General features: G+C 69.9%; 17 protein-coding genes. 4 read left to right on the forward strand and 13 right to left on the reverse strand.

Annotation, left to right across the window (positions count from 1 at the left end):
* Positions 1-990 precede the first annotated feature (990 nt).
* From ACSNN8_RS36025 to rpsA, 4 genes are all read right to left on the reverse strand, one after another.
* Positions 991-1,719 (reverse strand): VOC family protein, encoded by a 729-nt coding sequence (locus ACSNN8_RS36025; protein ID WP_436654646.1) that lies wholly within the window; start codon positions 1,717-1,719, stop codon positions 991-993.
* A gap of 48 nt (positions 1,720-1,767) precedes the next feature.
* Positions 1,768-3,882 carry an excinuclease ABC subunit UvrB gene (gene uvrB / locus ACSNN8_RS36030; protein WP_436654647.1) on the reverse strand — a complete coding sequence of 705 codons (2,115 nt, stop codon included), beginning with the start codon at positions 3,880-3,882 and terminating at the stop codon, positions 1,768-1,770.
* 554 nt (positions 3,883-4,436) lie between these two features.
* Positions 4,437-5,621, reverse strand: a complete 1,185-nt coding sequence (coaE, locus tag ACSNN8_RS36035) for a dephospho-CoA kinase (protein ID WP_436654648.1) — start codon at positions 5,619-5,621, stop codon at positions 4,437-4,439.
* A 156-nt stretch (positions 5,622-5,777) separates the two neighbouring features.
* The gene (rpsA, locus tag ACSNN8_RS36040; RefSeq protein ID WP_436654649.1) at positions 5,778-7,289 is read right to left on the reverse strand and encodes a 30S ribosomal protein S1; all 1,512 of its coding nucleotides are present in this window, start codon (positions 7,287-7,289) and stop codon (positions 5,778-5,780) included.
* Between the two features lie 335 nt (positions 7,290-7,624).
* Between rpsA and ACSNN8_RS36045 the strand changes: the two genes are divergently transcribed.
* From ACSNN8_RS36045 to ACSNN8_RS36055, 3 genes are read left to right on the forward strand one after another with little or no spacing between them, the layout of a single operon-like run.
* The gene (locus ACSNN8_RS36045) at positions 7,625-8,446 is read left to right on the forward strand and encodes a class I SAM-dependent methyltransferase (protein WP_436654650.1); all 822 of its coding nucleotides are present in this window, start codon (positions 7,625-7,627) and stop codon (positions 8,444-8,446) included.
* A gap of 36 nt (positions 8,447-8,482) precedes the next feature.
* Complete coding sequence (locus ACSNN8_RS36050; protein ID WP_436654651.1) at positions 8,483-8,701, forward strand: DUF2945 domain-containing protein; 219 nt, start codon at positions 8,483-8,485, stop codon at positions 8,699-8,701.
* Positions 8,694-9,029 (forward strand): DUF3140 domain-containing protein, encoded by a 336-nt coding sequence (locus ACSNN8_RS36055; RefSeq protein WP_436654652.1) that lies wholly within the window; start codon positions 8,694-8,696, stop codon positions 9,027-9,029. Before ACSNN8_RS36050 ends, ACSNN8_RS36055 begins: the two co-directional genes overlap by 8 nt.
* A 3-nt stretch (positions 9,030-9,032) precedes the next feature.
* On the opposite strand, the gene ACSNN8_RS36060 is transcribed toward ACSNN8_RS36055, so the two are convergent.
* Complete coding sequence (locus tag ACSNN8_RS36060) at positions 9,033-9,383, reverse strand: ArsR/SmtB family transcription factor (protein WP_436654653.1); 351 nt, start codon at positions 9,381-9,383, stop codon at positions 9,033-9,035.
* Between the two features lie 166 nt (positions 9,384-9,549).
* On the opposite strand from ACSNN8_RS36060, the gene ACSNN8_RS36065 reads away from it, so the two are divergent.
* Positions 9,550-9,978, forward strand: coding sequence for a hypothetical protein (locus ACSNN8_RS36065; protein ID WP_436654654.1), 429 nt, complete (start codon positions 9,550-9,552; stop codon positions 9,976-9,978).
* A 47-nt stretch (positions 9,979-10,025) separates the two neighbouring features.
* On the opposite strand, the gene polA is transcribed toward ACSNN8_RS36065, so the two are convergent.
* From polA to ACSNN8_RS36105, 8 genes are all read right to left on the reverse strand, one after another.
* Positions 10,026-12,719 (reverse strand): DNA polymerase I, encoded by a 2,694-nt coding sequence (gene polA / locus ACSNN8_RS36070; RefSeq protein ID WP_436654655.1) that lies wholly within the window; start codon positions 12,717-12,719, stop codon positions 10,026-10,028.
* A 53-nt stretch (positions 12,720-12,772) separates the two neighbouring features.
* Complete coding sequence (locus ACSNN8_RS36075; protein WP_436654656.1) at positions 12,773-13,537, reverse strand: amino acid ABC transporter ATP-binding protein; 765 nt, start codon at positions 13,535-13,537, stop codon at positions 12,773-12,775.
* On the reverse strand, positions 13,534-14,538 hold the full coding sequence (locus ACSNN8_RS36080) for an amino acid ABC transporter permease (RefSeq protein ID WP_436654657.1): 1,005 nt from the start codon (positions 14,536-14,538) through the stop codon (positions 13,534-13,536). The genes ACSNN8_RS36075 and ACSNN8_RS36080 overlap by 4 nt, the downstream gene beginning before the upstream one ends.
* A gap of 7 nt (positions 14,539-14,545) precedes the next feature.
* Positions 14,546-15,451, reverse strand: coding sequence for an ABC transporter substrate-binding protein (locus tag ACSNN8_RS36085; RefSeq protein ID WP_436654658.1), 906 nt, complete (start codon positions 15,449-15,451; stop codon positions 14,546-14,548).
* Between the two features lie 27 nt (positions 15,452-15,478).
* Positions 15,479-16,189, reverse strand: coding sequence for an ABC transporter ATP-binding protein (locus ACSNN8_RS36090; protein WP_436654659.1), 711 nt, complete (start codon positions 16,187-16,189; stop codon positions 15,479-15,481).
* Positions 16,179-17,072 carry an ABC transporter ATP-binding protein gene (locus ACSNN8_RS36095; protein WP_436654660.1) on the reverse strand — a complete coding sequence of 298 codons (894 nt, stop codon included), beginning with the start codon at positions 17,070-17,072 and terminating at the stop codon, positions 16,179-16,181. Before ACSNN8_RS36095 ends, ACSNN8_RS36090 begins: the two co-directional genes overlap by 11 nt.
* A 72-nt stretch (positions 17,073-17,144) precedes the next feature.
* The gene (locus tag ACSNN8_RS36100) at positions 17,145-18,251 is read right to left on the reverse strand and encodes a branched-chain amino acid ABC transporter permease (protein WP_436654661.1); all 1,107 of its coding nucleotides are present in this window, start codon (positions 18,249-18,251) and stop codon (positions 17,145-17,147) included.
* Positions 18,248-19,198 (reverse strand): branched-chain amino acid ABC transporter permease, encoded by a 951-nt coding sequence (locus ACSNN8_RS36105; protein ID WP_436654662.1) that lies wholly within the window; start codon positions 19,196-19,198, stop codon positions 18,248-18,250. Before ACSNN8_RS36105 ends, ACSNN8_RS36100 begins: the two co-directional genes overlap by 4 nt.
* Positions 19,199-19,245 lie beyond the last annotated feature (47 nt).

The raw sequence follows: 19,245 nt of genomic DNA on the forward strand, positions 1-19,245 counted from the left end.
GGCTCAAGGACAGCCCGCACTCAAGGGCAGCCGAGCGCTCAGGCGGCCCTGGGCCTCAAGGCGGCCCCAAGGCTTAGGGCGGGCCGAGTGCTCGGGACGAGCCAAGGGCTCGAGGCAGGTTGAAGGTTCCGAGCACGCCCGGCTCAAGACCGGCCGAAGACTAGAGCCGGCTTCGAGTAGGCGAAAGGCCCGAGCAGGCCGGCGCTCCAAGGGCAGCCGAGCGCCTAGGGCTGACCTAGGGCTCAAAGCGGCCTCAGGATGGCGGGCGAGGGCTCGAGGCGAGCCAAGGGCTCGAGGCAGGCTAAAGGGTCGAGCACGCCCGGCTCAAGACCGGCCGAAGACTAGAGCCGACTTCGAGTAGGCGGAAGCCTCGAGCAGGCCGGCGCTCCAAGGGCAGCCGAGCGCCTACGGCTCGCCTAGGGCTCAAGGCGGCCTCACGGCGGCGAACGAGGGCTCAAGGCGAGCCAAGGCCTCGAGGCAAGCTGAAGGTCCCGAGCAGGCCCGGCTCAAGACCGACCGAAGGCTCAGAGTAGGCCGGCGCTCCAAGGGCAGCCGAGCGCCTACGGCTCGCCTAGGGCTCAAGGCGGCCTCACGGCGGCGGACGAGGGCTCAAGGCGAGCCAAGGCCTCGAGGCAAGCTGAAGGTCCCGAGCAGGCCCGGCTCAAGACCGACCGAAGGCTCAGAGCAGGCCGGGCTTCGAGTAACCGAAGGCCCGAGCAGGCCAGCACTTCGAGCGGCCCGGGGTGAAGGCTCTGAGCAGGCCCGGGTTCGAGGCGGGACGAAGGCCCCAAGGAGACCAGGGCTCGAAGCAGACCGCTGCTCAACAGACCGCGGCTCGTAACGAACCGCGGCTTGGAGCAATTCGGGGCCCAGCGAGCCGGGGCTCAGGGCGCTCACGGCCGGCCGGGCGCTCACTCCGATGCGGGCTGGCGGTGGGGGCGGGCCGGGCGACTCGGTGCGAGGGGTGGCCGACTGGTGCGGGGCGGGTGGTCAGTCGGAGGTGGGGTCGCCGGTGGTGAGGCAGAAGACGCCGCCGGCGGGGTCTTGGAACGTGGACCAGTGTGGCCACTCTCCGAGGAAAGTGGCGCCCAGGGACTCGAGCCAGGGGCGGGCGGCGGGGATGTCGGAGCAGGACACGTCGAGGTGGGCGGACGCGGGCCGCTCCTCGCCGAGCCGCTGCAGCAGGAACCGCACGGGGATCGGCGGCTCGGGCTGCAACCGGACGAACTCGTCCTCCTGCTCGCCGGGGTCGAGCCGCCAACCGGTCAGCGTCGTCCAGAAGCGCACCTCGTCGTCGTAGACCGAGGGCGCCAGGTCGAAGCACAGCTGGTGCGGGCGCAGCGTCACCCCGCCGGGACCGCCGAAAGGCCTCGGCCGTACGCGTTGACCGCGCCAGGCGGCCGTGCAGAACGGCAGCCCGGCGGGCGACCGCAGCGTCTGCCAGTCGCCGTGGTCGATGAGCACCGTGGCGCCGGCGGTGAGCGCCCGGCCGTTGAACGCGGCGAGATCGTCGACCCAGATGTCCGGGTGGTGGCCGCCCGGCCCCTCCCGCACGCCCTGGATCTCGAGCCAGTCGTCCCCCGCCGCGGTCCGCAGCCGGACGAAGCCGGGGTCCTTCTGCGGTTCGGGCTCGGACCCGGTGGCCGCCGCCCAGAACGCGACGGCCGCGTCGAGCTGCTCCGTCGGCCGATCGAGGAACGCGTCCACCCACCGGATCATCGCCACACCCTTCTCCGTTGTCCCACGGCTCACCCCGAAGGGCGCGGCCTACTTCACCCCCGCGGCGTCCATGCCTCGCAGCTCCTTCTTCAGCTCGCTCATCTCGTCGCGGATGCGGGCCGCCAGCTCGAACTGCAGCTCGCGCGCCGCCGCCAGCATCTGCTCGTTGAGGTCCTGGATGAGCTGGGCCAGCTCGGTGCGCGCCATGCCCTCGCGGGACGGGCCCGACGCGCCGCGGCCCTTCGACCGGGTCTCGGGCACGGGCGCCTTGCCGCGCGACATCTGCCGGCCGGCGCCGCCCACCATCGGGTTGACCGTGGCGTCGGTGTCCTCCGCCTCGCGGTAGATGTCGTCGAGGATGTCGTGGATCTTCTTGCGGAGGGCCTGCGGGGTGATGCCGTTCGCCTCGTTGTGGGCGATCTGCTTGGCGCGGCGCCGGTCGGTCTCCTCGATGGCCTCGCGCATCGACGGGGTCATCTTGTCGGCGTACATGTGGACCTCGCCGGAGACGTTGCGGGCCGCGCGGCCGATCGTCTGGATCAGCGACCGCCCGCTGCGCAGGAAGCCCTCCTTGTCGGCGTCGAGGATCGCCACCAGCGACACCTCGGGCAGGTCGAGGCCCTCGCGCAGCAGGTTGATGCCGACGAGCACGTCGTAGTCGCCCTTGCGCAGCTCCTTGAGCAGCTCGACGCGACGCAGCGTGTCGACCTCGGAGTGCAGGTAGCGCACGCGGATGCCGTTCTCCAGCAGGTAGTCGGTGAGGTCCTCGGCCATCTTCTTGGTCAGGGTCGTCACCAGCACCCGCTCGTCGCGGTCGGTGCGCAGCTTGATCTCGTGCATGAGGTCGTCGATCTGCCCCTTGGTCGGCTTGACCACGACCTGCGGGTCGACCAGGCCGGTCGGGCGGATCACCTGCTCGACGTACTCCCCCTGGGCCTGCTGCATCTCCCACGGGCCGGGGGTCGCCGACAGGAACACCATCTGGCCGACGCGCTCGAGGAACTCGTCGAACCGCAGCGGCCGGTTGTCGGCGGCGCTGGGCAGCCGGAAGCCGTGCTCGATGAGGATCCGCTTGCGGGAGGCGTCGCCCTCGTACATGCCGCCGATCTGCGGGATCGTCACGTGCGACTCGTCGATGACGGTGATGTAGTCGTCGGGGAAGTAGTCGAGCAGCGAGTAGGCGGGGTCGCCGTAGTTGCGACCGTCCATGTGCATCGAGTAGTTCTCGATGCCGTTGCAGAAGCCGACCTGGCGCATCATCTCGATGTCGTAGGTCGTGCGCATCCGCAGCCGCTGCGCCTCGAGCAGCTTGCCCTGCCGCTCGAGCTCGGCGAGCCGGTCGGCCAGCTCGGCCTCGATGTCGCGGATCGCCCGCTCCATGCGCTCGGGGCCGGCCACGTAGTGGGTCGCGGGGAAGATGACCAGGTGGTCGACCTCGCGGACGATCTCGCCGGTGAGCGGGTGCAGGTAGTAGAGCTTCTCGATCTCGTCGCCGAACAGCTCGATGCGGACGGCGAGCTCCTCGTACGCCGGGATGATCTCGAGCGTGTCGCCGCGCACCCGGAACGTGCCGCGCTGGAAGGCCATGTCGTTGCGCGAGTACTGGATGTCGACCAGGCGGCGCAGCAGCTGGTCGCGGTCGATCTCGCCGCCGACCTTCACCGACACGGAACGGTCGAGGTACTCCTGCGGGGTGCCCAGGCCGTAGATCGCGCTGACCGTCGCGACCACGATGGTGTCACGCCGGGTGAGCAGCGACATCGTGGCGGAGTGGCGCAGCCGCTCGACCTCCTCGTTGACCGACGAGTCCTTCTCGATGTAGGTGTCGGTCTGCGCGATGTAGGCCTCGGGCTGGTAGTAGTCGTAGTAGCTGACGAAGTATTCGACGGCGTTGTTGGGCAGCAGCTCGCGGAACTCCTTGGCGAGCTGGGCACACAGCGTCTTGTTGGGCGCCATCACCAGCGCGGGCCGCTGGAGCCTCTCGATCAGCCACGCGGTGGTGGCGCTCTTGCCCGTGCCGGTCGCGCCGAGCAGCACGGTGTTGCGGTCGCCGCGCCGGATCCGTCGCTCGAGCTCGTCGATGGCCGCGGGCTGGTCACCGGCCGGCTGGAATTCGCTGACGACCTCGAAGCGGCCGTCGAGTCGTGGGAAGTCGAGCGCCATGGCAACAACGGTACGTCGAGGGTATGACAAGTTTCCGCCGTCGCCGCGGGCTCGCTCCGGACCGTCCGCCGAGGGCGTGCGGAGGGTGCACATTCGCCCCTGTCCGACGGCATTGTTCCACGTTGCGCCGCGCGCCTAACCTTGGCGGGTAGGCCGCTCGCGGCGGCCGTCCGCGTCGAGCGGGGTCGACTACAGATTCCCTCGACCGGCCCGTGGTTGCTGCGCCCCACTACGGCGAGCGCACCCACGGTGGTCGTGCCCAGCGCACGCCGGCCGCCGCGAGGGCCCTTCCTTTTGTCCCGGAGGCGCCGCACGAGCCCCGACGCGCCGCACGAGTTCCGGAGGCGCCGCACGAGCCCGACGCGCCGCACGAGTTCCGGAGGCGCCGCACGAGCCCGACGCGCCGCACGAGTTCCGGAGGCGCCGCACGAGCCCGACGCGCCGCACGAGTTCCGGAGGCGCCGCACGAGCCCGACGCGCCGCACGAGTTCCGGAGGCGCCGCACGAGCCCCGACGCGCCGCACGGGTTCCGGACAGGCCGCACGGGCCGCGCCTCACTCCCCCGGCTGCCAGCCGGTGGCCTCGGCCCACTCGTCGGCGGCCAGTGCCTCCCGATCGAACCACGGCTCCTTGGCCTCGGCGTACGCGTAACGGTCGCTGTGCTCGCTCACCCACTGCGCCTTGGCGGCCGCGTAGCCGTCGCGGGCCTCGCCGACCGTGCGCAGGTGGTCGCGCATGAGCAGCGCGAACCGCCAGCCCGGGGAGCCCGTCACCCGGACGTGCAGGTTGACCGTGCGGCCCGGGTCGCACCCGCCGTGCAGCCGCTTGGGCCAGGTCTCGCCGGGCATGCCGCGCGCGTTGTCGACCCACTCCCCCGCACGCCGCGGGAAGCCGGCCGCGGCCAGGTCGCCCGCCAGCGCGTCGGCCTCGTCGAGGGTGCGCACGGCCAGCATCAGATCGATGATGTCCTTGGCTGGCAGGCCGGGCACGGCGGTGGAGCCGATGTGCGAGACGGTGTGCCCGCCCGGCAGCGCGTGCCGGATCCGGGCGATCAGGCGGGCGGCCTGGTCGGGCCAGGTGGGGTCGTAGCCCGCGATGTGCAGGCCGCGGTCGGCCCGCGCGGAGACACCGAGGCGCACGTTTTCCTCGAACGGCTTCAACCGGTTGCGGTACAGCTTGTCGACTCGGGCGTTGAGCTCGCCGAGGTCGCCGTCGTTGACCAGCACCACGTCGGCGGCGCGGCGGCGGGTGGCGTCGTCGGCCTGGGCGGCGATGCGGGCCTCGGCCTGCTCGGTGGTCATGCCCCGGCTCCGGACGAGCCGCCCGACGCGCAGCTCGCGGTCGGTCTCCACGACGATCACGAGGTGGTACGAGGGGGCGAGCCCGGTCTCCACGAGCAGCGGCACGTCGTTGACCACGATCGCCCGGGGCGGGGCGGCCAGCGTCAGCTCGGCGGTCCGGGCCCGTACGCGGGGGTGGATGATCTTTTCGAGCGCGCGGCGGGCGGAGTCGTCGCCGAACACCTTGGCCGCCAGCGCCGGCCGGTCGAGCGCCCCCTCGGCGGTCAGCACGCCGGAGCCGAACTCGCTCACGATCTCGGCGAGCCCCTCGGTGCCGGGCGCGACCACCTCGCGGGCCAGCACGTCGGCGTCGATCACGATCGCGCCTCGCTCGGCGAGCCGCCGCGCGACCGCGCTTTTGCCCGCCCCGATGCCGCCGGTCAACCCCACCCTCAACACCCGCCCAGTATCGCGGCTGCGGGCGGCCGGTGCCCATGCGCCCATACCGGAAATTTCAGGTGGGGAGGAAATGCGTGCCCGGAATGGCGAAAGGCCGCCCCGACCGGAGTCGGAGCGGCCTTTCGGGTGGTGCGGTGACTCAGCGCGGAGGCTGGGTCAGCTCTTGCCGCCCGCGAGCTTCTCGCGCAGGGCGGCGAGAGCCTCGTCGGTGGCCAGGGTGCCGGACGGCTCCTCGGCGGCGCGCGCCGGGGCCGGCGAGCTCGACGAGGTGGAGGAGGACGACGACGTGGAGGTCGCACCCGCGGCCGGAGCCGGGTTGAGCGCAGCCTCGGCGTCGGCGTCGCGGGACGCCTGCACCTGCTTGGTGTGGGCCTCCCAGCGCTCGCGCGCCTCGGCGTACTGCTTCTCCCAGGCCTCGCGCTGCTTCTCGAAGCCCTCGAGCCACTCGCCCGTCTCCGGGTCGAAGCCCTCCGGGTAGATGTAGTTGCCCTCGGCGTCGTAGGTCGCCGCCATGCCGTAGAGCGTCGGGTCGAAGTGCTCCTCGCCCTCGACGAAGCCCTCGTTGGCCTGCTTGAGCGACAGCGAGATCCGGCGGCGCTCCAGGTCGATGTCGATGACCTTGACCAGGACGTCGGAGCCCACCTGCACGACCTGCTCGGGCAGCTCGACGTGCCGCTCGGCCAGCTCGGAGATGTGCACCAGACCCTCGATGCCGTCGTCCACGCGGACGAAGGCGCCGAACGGAACCAGCTTGGTGACCTTGCCCGGCACGATCTGGTTGATCGCGTGGGTGCGGGCGAACTGGCGCCACGGGTCTTCCTGGGTCGCCTTCAGCGACAGCGAGACGCGCTCGCGGTCCAGGTCGACGTCGAGCACCTCGACCTCGACCTCCTGGCCGACCTCGACGACCTCGGACGGGTGGTCGATGTGCTTCCAGGAGAGCTCGGAGACGTGCACGAGGCCGTCCACGCCACCCAGGTCGACGAACGCGCCGAAGTTGACGATCGAGGACACGACGCCCTTGCGGACCTGGCCCTTCTGCAGCTTGTTGAGGAACTCGGTGCGAACCTCGGACTGCGTCTGCTCGAGCCAGGCACGGCGGGACAGGACCACGTTGTTGCGGTTCTTGTCCAGCTCGATGATCTTGGCCTCGAGCTCGCGGCCCACGTAGGGCTGCAGGTCGCGGACGCGACGCATCTCGACCAGGGAGGCCGGCAGGAAGCCCCGGAGGCCGATGTCGAGGATGAGACCACCCTTGACGACCTCGATGACCGAGCCGCGGACGACGCCGTCGTCCTCCTTGATCTTCTCGATGGTGCCCCACGCGCGCTCGTACTGCGCACGCTTCTTCGAGAGGATCAGACGGCCTTCCTTGTCCTCCTTGGTGAGGACGAGGGCTTCGATGTGGTCTCCGACCGACACCACTTCCGCGGGGTCCACGTCATGCTTGATCGACAACTCACGCGAGGGGATCACGCCCTCGGTCTTGTAGCCGATGTCGAGCAGGACCTCGTCCCGATCGACCTTGACGACGGTGCCTTCGACAATGTCGCCGTCGTTGAAGTACTTGATGGTCTCGTCGATGGCTGCGAGGAAAGCTTCCTCCGAGCCGAGGTCGTCGACGGTGACCTTGTTGGCGCTCGAGGTGGCCTCGATGCTGCTCGTCATGTGGACTGTTGCTCCGAACGGATGGATTCGTGGTGTCTCTCGCGACCCGCGGAACTGCCGGCGGGCACGGCACGAACGAAGAGAAAAGATCCGGACAAACCTGTCAGAGCAAATTCGTCAAATCTTTGCAGTCGAGCATGTCGCAACCGACGACCACGGAACCTGCTCCCTGCCGAGGCACACGATCCGCGAGCGCATCGACTAGCTTACCGTGCGCATTACCACAGGTTGCAAGCCCTCCTGACGACCGCGGCACAATGTTCGGCGGGAAGCCCCTCACCTGCCCGTATTGTCCTGAATCGGGGCCCGCGGGACGGCTGCCGTACCGTTGCGCCGTGACCGAGATCAACCCGACCGCCCCCGGCCCCGCGCGGCGCCGGGGGATCAGCGACGACGAGAGCCGGGTGGCCAGCCGCGGCTGGTGGGACGCCGACGCCGACGATTACCAGGCCGAACACGGCGCCTTCCTGGGCGATCTCGACTTCGTCTGGTGTCCCGAGGGACTGCGCGAGGCCGACGCGCGGCTGCTCGGCGACGTGCGCGGCAAGCGGGTGCTGGAGCTGGGAGCGGGCGCCGCTGCGGGCGCGCGGTGGCTCGCCGGGCAGGGCGCCGAGGTCACGGCCCTCGATCTGTCGGCGGGGATGCTGCGGCACGCGCGGGCGGCGGAGAGGCGTACGGGCGTACGGGTTCCGCTCGTGCAAGCCGACGCCCTGGCCCTGCCGTTCGCGGACAGCGTATTCGACATCGTCTGCACCGCGTTCGGGGCGATCCCGTTCGTGGCCGACTCCGGCGCGGCCATGCGGGAGGTCGCGCGCGTCCTGCGTACGCCCGGCTCCTGGGTCTTCTCGATCACGCACCCGATGCGCTGGATCTTCTGGGACGAGCCCGACGAGACCGGGCTGGTCGCGCGCAACTCGTACTTCGACCGGACGCCGTACGTGGAGACCGACGAACACGGCGTTCCGACGTACGTGGAGCAGCACCGCACGCTCGGCGACCGCATCCGCGAGCTGGTGGCAGCCGGGTTCGTGCTGCGCGACCTGGTCGAGCCCGAGTGGCCCGAGGGGCACGAGCAGATCTGGGGCCAGTGGAGCCCGCTGCGCGGCCGGCTGTTCCCGGGCACCGCGATCTTCGTGGCGGACCTTCCGGGGGTCTGACCGTTTTCGCAGGCCAGCCCCGGGTAGGGGACACGCATGGCTGACGACGAGAACTTCGAAAAGGGCGAGGAAGTGACCTGGAAGAGCCACGGGCAGACCGTCCACGGCGAGGTCGAGCAGAAGATCACCAAGCGGACCGAGGCCGCGGGGCGCACCGTGGACGCCTCCAAGGACGACCCGCAGTACAAGGTCAAGAGCGACAAGACCGGGCGCGAGGCGGTCCACAAGCCGGGAGCGCTGAAGAAGGATGGCTGACGTCGACCAGGAGACGTACAAGGAGTTCCACGAGGCGGTCAACATGACCGCCGGCGAGCTCGAGAAGTGGCTGAGGACCGACGAGTCGCAGGAGGTCGGGCAGAAGTCGTCCGAGGGCGGGGAGTCGGTCGGCCACGACTCCGGCCGGAAGATCATCAAAATCCTCGGCAAGAAGAAGGGCGAGCTCACCGACGCCGACGAGGCGCACATGCGCAAGGTCGTCGGCTACGTGCACCGCCACCTCGCCCAGCACCCGAAGGGCGACGTCAAGGACACCAAGTGGCGGTACTCGCTGATGAACTGGGGCCACGACCCGCTCAAGAAGTGACCCCTACAGCGGGATCCCGGTCTCGAGCAGCGTGCCCATGACCGCCAGCGCGGCCGGGATCATGCGGTAGTAGACCCACGTGCCGCGGCGGTCGCTGTCGACCAGGCCGGCCTCACGCAGCACCTTGAGGTGGTGCGAGATGGTCGGTCCGGTCAGGTGGAACTCGCCGGTCAGGTCGCAGACGCACACCTCGCCGCCGCGCGCCGACGCGATCATCGACAGCAGCCGCAGCCGCACCGGATCGCCCAGCGCCTTGAACATCCGCGCGAACGTGTCGGCCTGCGCCGCATCGAGCGGCTCCCGGGCGAGCGGCCCTCCCCCGGCGGCGGAACTACCCATCGTCTGGCTCCCCATGGCCCTCACCCTTGCAAAGCGCTGCAACCGCAACCGGGAACAAGGCGGTCACCGTACGCAGCGCATCCTCCACCGCGGTTGCGACATTGCAGCCCGGGCAGAGCGTACGCCGCCGCACGCGCATGCCGACAACCGAGCCACGCCGCCGTGCGCCTCAGGGTGGGGCATGGTGCGGCAGGGAATCCGGGAGCTCGTGCAGGTCGCCTCGATGTGGCTGGGCCTCGGGGAACCCGACGGCGAAGGTGGTGGCGAGGGAGCCCGGCGGGGTGCCGTCTTCCTGTCGGCGCAGACCGCGGCCGGCGCGGCGCTGGGCGCCCTCGCGGGCGCGACCTATGTGCTGATGAAGGACGAGGCCCCGCCGGCGACGTGGCCGCTGCCGTATCTGCTGCTGGTCATCCCGCTGGCGATCGCGGTGGCCCGCCGCCCGGCCGCCGCTCCGCTCGCCCTGGCCGTGGCGCTGCCCGCGGGCGTCCTGACGGCCGCCGCCGTCGTGGCAGGCGTCCCGGCGTCGGGCTTCTGGCCGTGGTTCACCGCCCTGTCCGCCGCCGCGCTGGTGGCCGGAGCCGTCTTCGGAGCGGTGTCCGCCCGCCGATGACGACCCGGCCGGACGCGCGCGGACCGGCACGGGCCGTGTGGGCGGGGTCAGTGGTCGGCGCCGTTCCAGTCCTTGCCGAAGCCGACGGAGACCTCGAGGGGGACGGACAGGGGGTAGGCGCTGCCCATCTCGCGGCGGACCAGGGCCTCGAGGGCCTCGCGCTCGCCGGGGGCCACGTCGAAGACCAGCTCGTCGTGGACCTGCAGCAGCATGCGGGATTTCAGGCCGGTCTCCTTGAGCGCCTTGTCGACCTGCAGCATGGCGATCTTGATGATGTCGGCGGCGGAGCCCTGGATGGGGGCGTTGAGCGCCATCCGCTCGGCCATCTCGCGGCGCTGGCGGTTGTCGCTGGACAGGTCGGGCAGGTAGCGGCGACGGCCCAGGATCGTGGCGGTGTAGCCGTCCTGCACGGCGCGGCGCACGACGGCCTGCAGGTAGTCGCGGACGCCGCCGAAGCGCTCGAAGTACTCGTCCATGAGGCCGCGCGCCTCGTCGGTCGGGATGTTGAGCTGGTTGGACAGGCCGAACGCGCTCAACCCGTACGCCAGGCCGTAGTTCATCGCCTTGATCTTGCGGCGCTGGTCGGGGACGACCTCCTCGACGGGCACGTGGAACACCGACGAGGCGGTGGCCGCGTGGAAGTCGAACGCGGAGTTGAACGCCGCGATCAGCGCCTCGTCGCCGGACAGGTGCGCCATGATGCGCATCTCGATCTGGCTGTAGTCCGCGGTCATCAGCTGCTCGAAGCCCTCGCCCACCACGAAGGCGCGGCGGATGCGGCGGCCCTCCTCGGTGCGGATCGGGATGTTCTGCAGGTTGGGGTCGGTCGACGAGAGCCGGCCGGTGGCGGCGACGGTCTGGTTGAACGTGGTGTGGATGCGCCCGTCGTCGGAGACCGACTTGAGCAGCCCGTCGACGGTCGACTTGAGCTTGGCGACGTCGCGGTGGCGCAGCAGGTGCTCCAGCAGCGGGTCGCCGGTCTGGGCGAACAAATTCTGCAGCGCGTCGGCGTCGGTGGTGTAGCCCGACTTGATCCGCTTGGTCTTGGGCAGGTTGCGCTCGACGAACAGGATCTCCTGCAGCTGCTTGGGCGAGCCCAGGTTGAACTCGCGGCCCACCACCTCGTGCGCGGCCTGCTGGGCGGCCTTGACCTCGGCGGCGAAGTGGGCCTCGAGCTCGGAGAGGTAGTGGGTGTCGGCGCCGATGCCGCGGTGCTCCATCTCGCCGAGCACCTCGGACAGCGGCTGCTCGACCTCCACGAGCAGCTTCTGCGACTCGCCGCCGTCGCGGGACAGCTCCTCGGTGAGCACGTCGGCCAGATCGAGCGTGGCGCGGGCGCGGAGCATCACGTTCTGCTCGGCGGCGCCCTCGTCGCCGAGCCCGGAGAGCAGGTCGAGCTGGCCGTCGCCCGAGTCCTCGACGCGCAGCTCGCGCTTGAGGTAGCGCAGCGCGAGGTCGGTGAGGTCGTAGGCCCGCTGGTCGGGTTTGGCCAGATAGGCCGCCAGCGCGGTGTCGACGCGCACCCCGGCCAGGCTCCAGCCGTGTGCGCGCATCGCGAGCGAGGCCGGCTTGGCGTCGTGCAGCACCTTGGGCCTGGCCGGGTCGGCGATCCACTCGGCGACCGCCCGCTCGTCGGCCTCGTCGAGCGCGGCCGGGTCGAACCAGGCGGCCGGCCCGTCGCCGGTCGCGACGGCGATGCCGGTGAGCGTGCCGGTGCCGCGGCCGAACGTGCCGGTGACGGCGACCCCGACCGGCGCGCCGGCGGCGTGCTCGCCCAGCCAGCCGGCCACCTCGCCGGCGGCCAGCGCCCGGCCCTCGAGGTCGAAGCCGCTCTCGGCCTCGGGCTCGACGGCGTCGAGGTAGGAGTAGAGCCGCTCGCGCAGCACCCGGAACTCCAGCGCGTCGAACACCTGGTGGACGGCCTCGCGGTCCCAGCCCTGCCAGCGCACGTCCTCGGGGCGCAGCGGCAGCTCGAGGTCGGTGACCAGCGCGTTGAGCTCGTAGTTGCGCAGCACGTCGGCCAGGTGGGCGCGCAGGTTCTCCCCCGCCTTGCCCTTGAACTTGTCGACGTTGGCGACGATGCCGTCGAGCCCGCCGTATTCCTTGATCCACTTGGCGGCGGTCTTGTCGCCCACGCCCGGCACGCCGGTCAGGTTGTCGCTGGCCTCGCCGACCAGGGCCGCCTTGTCGCGGTAGCGCTCGGGGGGCACGAAGTATTTGGCCTCGATGGCCTCGGGCGTCATGCGCCAGACCTCGGAGACGCCGCGCACCGGGTAGAGGATCGTGACGTGCTCGCCGGCGAGCTGGAACGCGTCGCGGTCGCCGGAGGAGATGACCACCTCGAAGCCCGCGTCGCGGGCCTGGCAGGACAGCGTGCCGATGACGTCGTCGGCCTCGTAGCCGGGCTTTTCCACCACCGGGATGCGCAGCGCCTCGAGGATCTCCTTGATGAGGCTGACCTGGCCCTGGAACGGCGCCGGGGTCTCGGAGCGGCCGGCCTTGTAGTCCGCGTATTTCTCGGTGCGGAAGGAGCGGCGCGAGACGTCGAAGGCGACCGCGATGTGGGTCGGCTTCTCGTCGCGCAGCATGTTGATCAGCATCGACGTGAAGCCGAACACCGCGTTCGTCGGCTGGCCGGTCGCGGTGCTGAAGTTCTCCACCGGCAGCGCGAAGTAGGCCCGGTAGGCCAGGGAGTGACCGTCGAGCAGCAGCAAACGGGGGGTCTGGGCGTCGTTGCTCACGTTGAGGAACTCTAGTCGCCGGGTCCGACAGAAACGCCGAACCCCCCGTCCGCTCAGAGCACCTTGCTCAGGAATGCCCTGGTTCGCTCATGCTGCGGATTGGCGATCACATCGCGCGGCGGCCCCTGCTCCACGACGACCCCGCCGTCCATGAAGATCAGGTTGTCGCCGACCTCGCGGGCGAAGCCGATCTCGTGGGTCACCACGACCATGGTCATGCCGTCGCGGGCCAGGTCCTTCATCGTGTCGAGGACCTCGCCGACCAGCTCGGGGTCGAGCGCGCTGGTGGGCTCGTCGAACAGCATCAGCTTGGGCCGCATCGCCAGGGCCCGGGCGATCGCGACGCGCTGCTGCTGGCCGCCGGAGAGCTGACCGGGATAGCTGCCGACCTTCTCCCCCAGCCCCACGCGTTCGAGCAGGCTGATCGCGCGGTCGCGTACCTCGGCCTTGTTCTCCCTCTTCACCCGGCAGGGCGCCTCCATGACGTTGTCGAGCACCGTCATGTGGGGGAACAGGTTGAAGCGCTGGAACACCATGCCGATCGAGCGGCGCTGCCGGGCCACGTCCTTCTCGCCGAGCTCGTGCAGCTTGCCGCCGCGCTCGCGGTAGCCCATCAGGTCGCCGTCGACGAAGATGCGGCCGGCGTTGACCTTCTCGAGGTGGTTGACGCAGCGCAGGAACGTGGACTTGCCCGAGCCCGAGGGGCCCAGCACGCAGCAGACCTGCCCCTTGCCGACGACCAGGTCGACGCCCTTGAGCACCTCGAGCGACCCGAACGACTTGTGCACGTTGTCGGCGCGCACCATCTCGTCGGTCATGTGCCCTCCCCGGTGGTGGTGACCCGGCCGCCCTGTTCGACCTGGATGTCGCGCAGCCGCTGCTTCGCCCGGCCCGCCGTGCCGTAGCCCTTGCTGAAGTGCCGCTCCACGAAGTATTGGCCGACCATCAGCACGGTGCACAGGATCAGGTACCAGATGAGGCCCGCCACGATCACCGGCAGCACGATGAACGTCCGCGCGGAGACCTGGGTGAGCTGGAACCACAGCTCGAAGGTGACCGGCACGAACGCCACCAGCGACGTGTCCTTGACCATCGCGATGATCTCGTTGCCGGTCGGCGGGACGATGACCCGCATCGCCTGCGGCAGCACGACCCGTCGCAGCACCTGCGAGCGCGACATGCCCAGCGCGACCGCCGCCTCGCCCTGACCGGGGTCGATCGACTGGATGCCGGCCCGGACGATCTCGGCCATGTAGGCGGCCTCGGACAGCCCCAGCGCCAGCATGCCGGCGACGAAGCCGGCGAGCAGCTCGCTGGCCTTGATGCTGTAGAACTGCCCGTCGAAGCCGTCGAGGCCGAACAGCTTGCCGATCTGGGTGCCGAACGGCAGGCCGAAGCCGACGCGCTCCCACAGGATGTTCAGGTTGCCGAACAGCACCGCGAGCACGAGGCGCGGCACGGCCCGGAAGAACCAGGTGTAGACGAACGCCACCGACGACAGGATCCGGTTCTCCGACAGCCGCATGATCGCGATGACGACGCCGAGCCCGATGCCGATCGCCATCGAGGTGATGGTCAGCAGGATGGTGCCGCGCAGGCCCTCGAGGACCGGCTCGGTGAACATCACCCCGCGCTTGCCGTCCTGGTACTCCAGGAAGATGAACGACCAGCGGAACCGGTCGTTGGTGACCAGCAGGTGCACGAACATCGCGACCAGGATCGCGATGACGGCCAGCGCCAGCCACCGTCCGGGGTGCCGTACGGGCACGGCCTTGATCGGTTCTGGCCGTGCCCGGACGGTGGTGTTTTCGTCGCTCATGCGAGGGTCAGACCGACGGGTTCACTTCGGGGGTGGTGATCGCGCCGGCGGTGACGCCCCACTTGTCGAGGATCGTCTTGTAGGTGCCGTCGGCGATCAGCGCCTGCACCGCCTGGCCGATCAGGTTCGCGAACTCGGTCTGGTCCTTGGCGATCGCATAGCCGTACGGGGCCGAGTCGTAGATGTCGCCGACCAGCGCGAGCTGCCCGTTGGTCTGCTTCACCGCGTACGCCACGATCGGCGAGTCGGCGAGCATGGCCTCGTCCTTGCCGGTCACCACGGCGTTCGTGGCGTCCGACTGCTTCTGGTACTGGTCGATGGTGATCTTGGCCTTGCCGCCGTCGGTGCACTTCTTGGACCGGGCGGTCAGGTCGTCGACCTGCACCGTCGCGGTCTGCACCGCGATCTTCTTGCCGCAGACGTCGTCCGGGTTGATCGTCACGCCCGACTTGGCGGCCCACTGGGTGCCCGCCGAGAAGTAGGAGACCATGTTGACCTCCTTCATCCGCTCCGCGTTGATCGTGAACGAGGAGACGCCCACCGAGTACTTCTTGGTGGTCACGCCCGGGATGATGCCCTCGAACTTGTCCGAGGTCCACTCGGTGGTCAGGCCGAGCTTCTGGGCGACCGCGTTGAACAGGTCGACGTCGAAGCCGACGACGGTCTTGCCGTCGGTGTCGAGGAACTCGTTGGGGGCGTACGACGAGTCGGTGCCGATGGTGAGCTTGCCCGCGGCCTTGATGTCGGCCGGGACCTTGTCGGCCAGCGCGGTGTCGGCGGACGCGCTGGGCGCCGGGCCGGAGCCCGTGCCCGGGTCCTCCGACTCCGAGCCGCAGGCGCCCATCGACAGCGTCAGCGCCGCCGCGGCGGCCAGGCCGAGGATCGCCCGGCGGCCGGGGGTGGTGCGGAACATGATGACTCCTAGAGGTCGAAAATCGTGTTACGCGACGCCCAGATAGGCGTCCTTGACCGCCGGGTCGTGCAGGAGCTCGGCGCCGGTGCCCTCCTTGACGATCCGGCCCGTCTCCAGAACGTACGCGCGGTGGGCCCGCGACAGGGCCTGCTGCGCGTTCTGTTCCACCAGCAGCACGGTCGTCCCCTGCTGGTTGATCTCCACGATGATGTCGAAGATCTGCTGGATCAGCATGGGCGCGAGACCCATCGACGGCTCGTCGAGCAGCAGCAGCTTGGGCCGGCTCATCAGCGCCCGGCCGACCGCGAGCATCTGCTGCTCGCCGCCGGACAGCGTGCCGCCCGCCTGCTTCTCGCGCTCCTTGAGCCGCGGGAACAGCGTGAAGGCACGCTCCATGTCCTCGTCGATCTCGGAACGGCTGCGGCGGGTGTAGGCGCCCATCTCGAGGTTCTCCCGCACCGACATGCCCGGGAAGATGCCCCGGCCCTCGGGCGACTGCGAGACGCCGCGCACGACCCGCAGGTCGGCGCGCAGCTTGGTGATGTCCTCGCCGTCGAAGCGGATCGTGCCCTGCGACACCGGCCGCAAACCCGAGATCGCCCGCATCGTGGTGGACTTGCCCGCGCCGTTCGCGCCGATCAGCGCGACGACCTCACCCTGCCCGACGGTCAGGCTGATGCCGTGCAGGGCCTGGATCCGCCCGTACGCCAGGGTCACGTTGTCGATCTCAAGCAGCATCGGTGGGCACCCCCAGGTACGCGGCGATGACCGCCGGGTTCTCCCGCACCTCGGCGGGCGTCCCCTCGGCGATCTTCTTGCCGAACTCCAGCACGACGATCCGGTCGGTGACGCCCATGACCAGGCGCATGTCGTGCTCGATCAGCAGCACCGTCACCCCGGTGTCGCGGATCTTGCGAATCAGCCCGAGCAGGTCCTCCTTCTCCGCCGGGTTGAAGCCGGCGGCCGGCTCGTCCAGGCAGAGCAGGGTCGGGTTGGTGGCCAGCGCACGCGCGATCTCCAGGCGACGCTGCTCACCGTACGAGAGATTACGGCTCACATCGCCCGCACGGTGCGCAATCCCGACGAAGCGGAGCAATTCGAGCGAACGCGCGCGTCCCTCACGCTCCTCGCGCCAGAACCGCGGCAGCCGGAACAACGCGCTGATCACGCTGGTCTTGTGGTGCGCATCCGCGCCCACCATGACGTTCTCCAGCGCGGTCATCTCGGGGAACAGCCGCACGTTCTGGAACGTGCGCGCGATGCCCCCGCGGGTGATCTCGTGCTTCTTCTTGCCGACGATCGACTCGCCGTTGAACCGGATGCCGCCGCTGGTCGGCCGGTACACGCCGGTCATGGCGTTGAAGCAGGTGGTCTTGCCCGCGCCGTTCGGGCCGATGAGCCCGAAGATCTCGCCCTTGCGCAGCGAGAAGCTGACGTCGTTGAGCGCCACGACGCCGCCGAAGCGCAGCGTGACGTGGTCCACCTCGAGCAGGACGTTCCCATCCCGTACGCCGTCGGAGGTCGACGCCCCCGACGGACGCCCGGTCGGCGCCGCCTCGTCCACGGCGCGCTCGTTGGCCCGGTCGAGCTCCTCCGGAGTCTCCATGTGCGGCTCAGACATGACGGCCCTCCGCTTCGCTCCGGGACGGCATGGCCGAGACACTGAGCCTCATGGCGCCTTCGCTTCGCTCAGTCACTGGGGTGCCACCTCCTTCTCCCGGTCCTTGAGCTCCATCGCACGGCGGCGCGAGGGGATCAGACCCTGCGGCCGCAGGACCATGATCAGAATGATCACCGCGCCGAACAGCGCGAACCGGTACTCGTACAGGTCGGTGTCGCCCACCGAGATACCCCGCAGGCGGTCCGGGATGTACGAGATCAGGGCGCCACCCAGGATGGCGCCGGCCATATTGCCGGAGCCGCCCATGACCACGCCGGCCAGCACCAGGATCGAGAACTGCAGCACGAACGTCTGCGAGTTGATGAAGCTCTGCTCGCCGGAGAACAGCACACCGCCGAGGCCGCCGATGAACGCGCCGATCGCGAACGCCCACAGCTTGTACTTGATGGTGCGCACGCCCATGATCTCGGCGGCTTCCTCGTCCTCGCGGATCGCCAGCCACGACCGGCCGACCCGGCTGCGGTCCAGGTTCCGTACGCCGAGGATGACCACGATGATGACGGTCAGCCCCAGCCAGAAGTACGGCACCGCGTCGGTCACGCCGAAGATCGGGTTGCCGCCCCAGCTGCCGGGCGGGTGCGGGATGCTCGCGAAGCCCCGGTCGCCGCGCAGCGTCGTCGTCGAGGTCGCCACGATGCGGATGATCTCGGCGAAGCCCAGCGTCACGATCGCCAGGTAGTCGCCGCGCAGCCGCAGCGTCGGCCAGCCCAGGATCAGGCCCGCCAGCATGGTCAGCGCCAGCGCCACCGGCACCGCCGCCAGCCAGGCCCAGCCCGTCTGCTTGTAGATCAGCGAGTCGGGCGAGGTCAGCAGCGCCGTGCCGTAGGCACCGACCGCGAAGAAGCCGACGTACCCGAGGTCGAGCAGGCCCGCGTAGCCGACCACCACGTTGAGGCCCAGCGCCAGCAGCACGTAGTAGGACATGTTGAACAGGGCGCTCGGCCAGTCGATGCCCTCGGTGACGATCTGCGGCCCGATCACCGGCACGTCACCCGCGTACGGCAGCAGGTAGGCCAGCACCAGGGCGACCAGGATCACCGCGCTGCGCACCACCGTCGACTGCCGGCCGTACCAGCCCCGCACTCCGCCGCTCGAGCGGAAAGTAGCCTTCTCGCTCATGCTCGAGCCCTTCCCAGCGACTCACCCAGCAGACCCGTCGGGCGGAACAGCAGAATGACCACCAGCAGCACGAACGACGCCGCGTGCAGCCACTGCGTGCCGAACACCCCGGCCGCGTAGTTCTGCAGCACACCCAGCAGGAGACCGCCCAGCAGGGCGCCCCGCAGGTTGCCGATGCCGCCCAGCACGGCGGCGGTGAACGCGTCGATGCCGAGCAGGAAGCCCGCGTCGTACCGCGTCACGCCGATCTTCAGGTCGTACATCACCGCGGCGATGCCGGCCATCAGACCGCCCAGCAGGAACACCAGGGCGATGACCCGCGACTTGTTCACACCCATCAGCGCCGCGCTGTCGGGGTTCTGCGCCACCGCGCGGATGCCCCGGCCCAGCCGCGAGCCGTTGATGAAACGATCCAGCGCGAACATCATCACCAGCGCCAGCACGATGATGAGCAGCTGCAGGTTCGTGACCGTCGTGTCGCCGATCGTGAACAGCGGCTTCGCCTGGATGATCGGCGGGACACCGCGCTGGTTGCGGTGCGTCAGCACACCGGTCAACTCGGAGATGAACAGCGACGCGCCGATCGCCGTGATGAGGAACGCCAGCGGGGGCGCGTTACGCCGGCGCAGCGGCCGGTAGGCCACCAGCTCCACGGCGAGCGCCGTCAGACCCGACGCGATGATCGCCGCGACGAGACCGACCAGCATGTAGAGCAACATGCCGCCGACCGACGGGGCCGCCGAGTTCTGGTCCAGGCCGAACCAGCCCCAGACGATCAGACAGGCGTAGGTGCCCCAGAGGAACACCTCGGAGTGCGCGAAATTGATAAGCCGCAGCACACCGTAGACCAGCGTGTAGCCCAGGGCGAACAACGCGATGATCGCGCCCTGGGCCAACCCGGTGACGGTGAGCGGCCCGAAATCATTGATCAGACCGGAAAAATCCACAGAGGGGCTCCAAAACGACGAGGTCGGTGCGGCCGGAGATCATCCGG

This window comes from Actinoplanes sp. URMC 104 (assembly GCF_051386375.1).
Lineage (GTDB): Bacteria > Actinomycetota > Actinomycetes > Mycobacteriales > Micromonosporaceae > Actinoplanes.

Bases quoted from the DNA above. Each gene is read 5' to 3' on its own strand.
- ACSNN8_RS36090 (WP_436654659.1), bottom strand. From the start codon at position 16,189: ATGCTGCTTGAGATCGACAACGTGACCCTGGCGTACGGGCGGATCCAG.
- ACSNN8_RS36100 (WP_436654661.1), bottom strand. From the start codon at position 18,251: ATGAGCGAGAAGGCTACTTTCCGCTCGAGCGGCGGAGTGCGGGGCTGG.
- ACSNN8_RS36075 (WP_436654656.1), bottom strand. From the start codon at position 13,537: ATGACCGACGAGATGGTGCGCGCCGACAACGTGCACAAGTCGTTCGGG.
- ACSNN8_RS36095 (WP_436654660.1), bottom strand. From the start codon at position 17,072: ATGTCTGAGCCGCACATGGAGACTCCGGAGGAGCTCGACCGGGCCAAC.
- ACSNN8_RS36085 (WP_436654658.1), bottom strand. From the start codon at position 15,451: ATGTTCCGCACCACCCCCGGCCGCCGGGCGATCCTCGGCCTGGCCGCC.
- ACSNN8_RS36050 (WP_436654651.1), top strand. From the start codon at position 8,483: ATGGCTGACGACGAGAACTTCGAAAAGGGCGAGGAAGTGACCTGGAAG.
- rpsA (WP_436654649.1), bottom strand. From the start codon at position 7,289: ATGACGAGCAGCATCGAGGCCACCTCGAGCGCCAACAAGGTCACCGTC.
- uvrB (WP_436654647.1), bottom strand. From the start codon at position 3,882: ATGGCGCTCGACTTCCCACGACTCGACGGCCGCTTCGAGGTCGTCAGC.
- ACSNN8_RS36025 (WP_436654646.1), bottom strand. From the start codon at position 1,719: ATGATCCGGTGGGTGGACGCGTTCCTCGATCGGCCGACGGAGCAGCTC.
- ACSNN8_RS36060 (WP_436654653.1), bottom strand. From the start codon at position 9,383: ATGGGGAGCCAGACGATGGGTAGTTCCGCCGCCGGGGGAGGGCCGCTC.
- ACSNN8_RS36080 (WP_436654657.1), bottom strand. From the start codon at position 14,538: ATGAGCGACGAAAACACCACCGTCCGGGCACGGCCAGAACCGATCAAG.
- ACSNN8_RS36055 (WP_436654652.1), top strand. From the start codon at position 8,694: ATGGCTGACGTCGACCAGGAGACGTACAAGGAGTTCCACGAGGCGGTC.
- ACSNN8_RS36065 (WP_436654654.1), top strand. From the start codon at position 9,550: ATGGTGCGGCAGGGAATCCGGGAGCTCGTGCAGGTCGCCTCGATGTGG.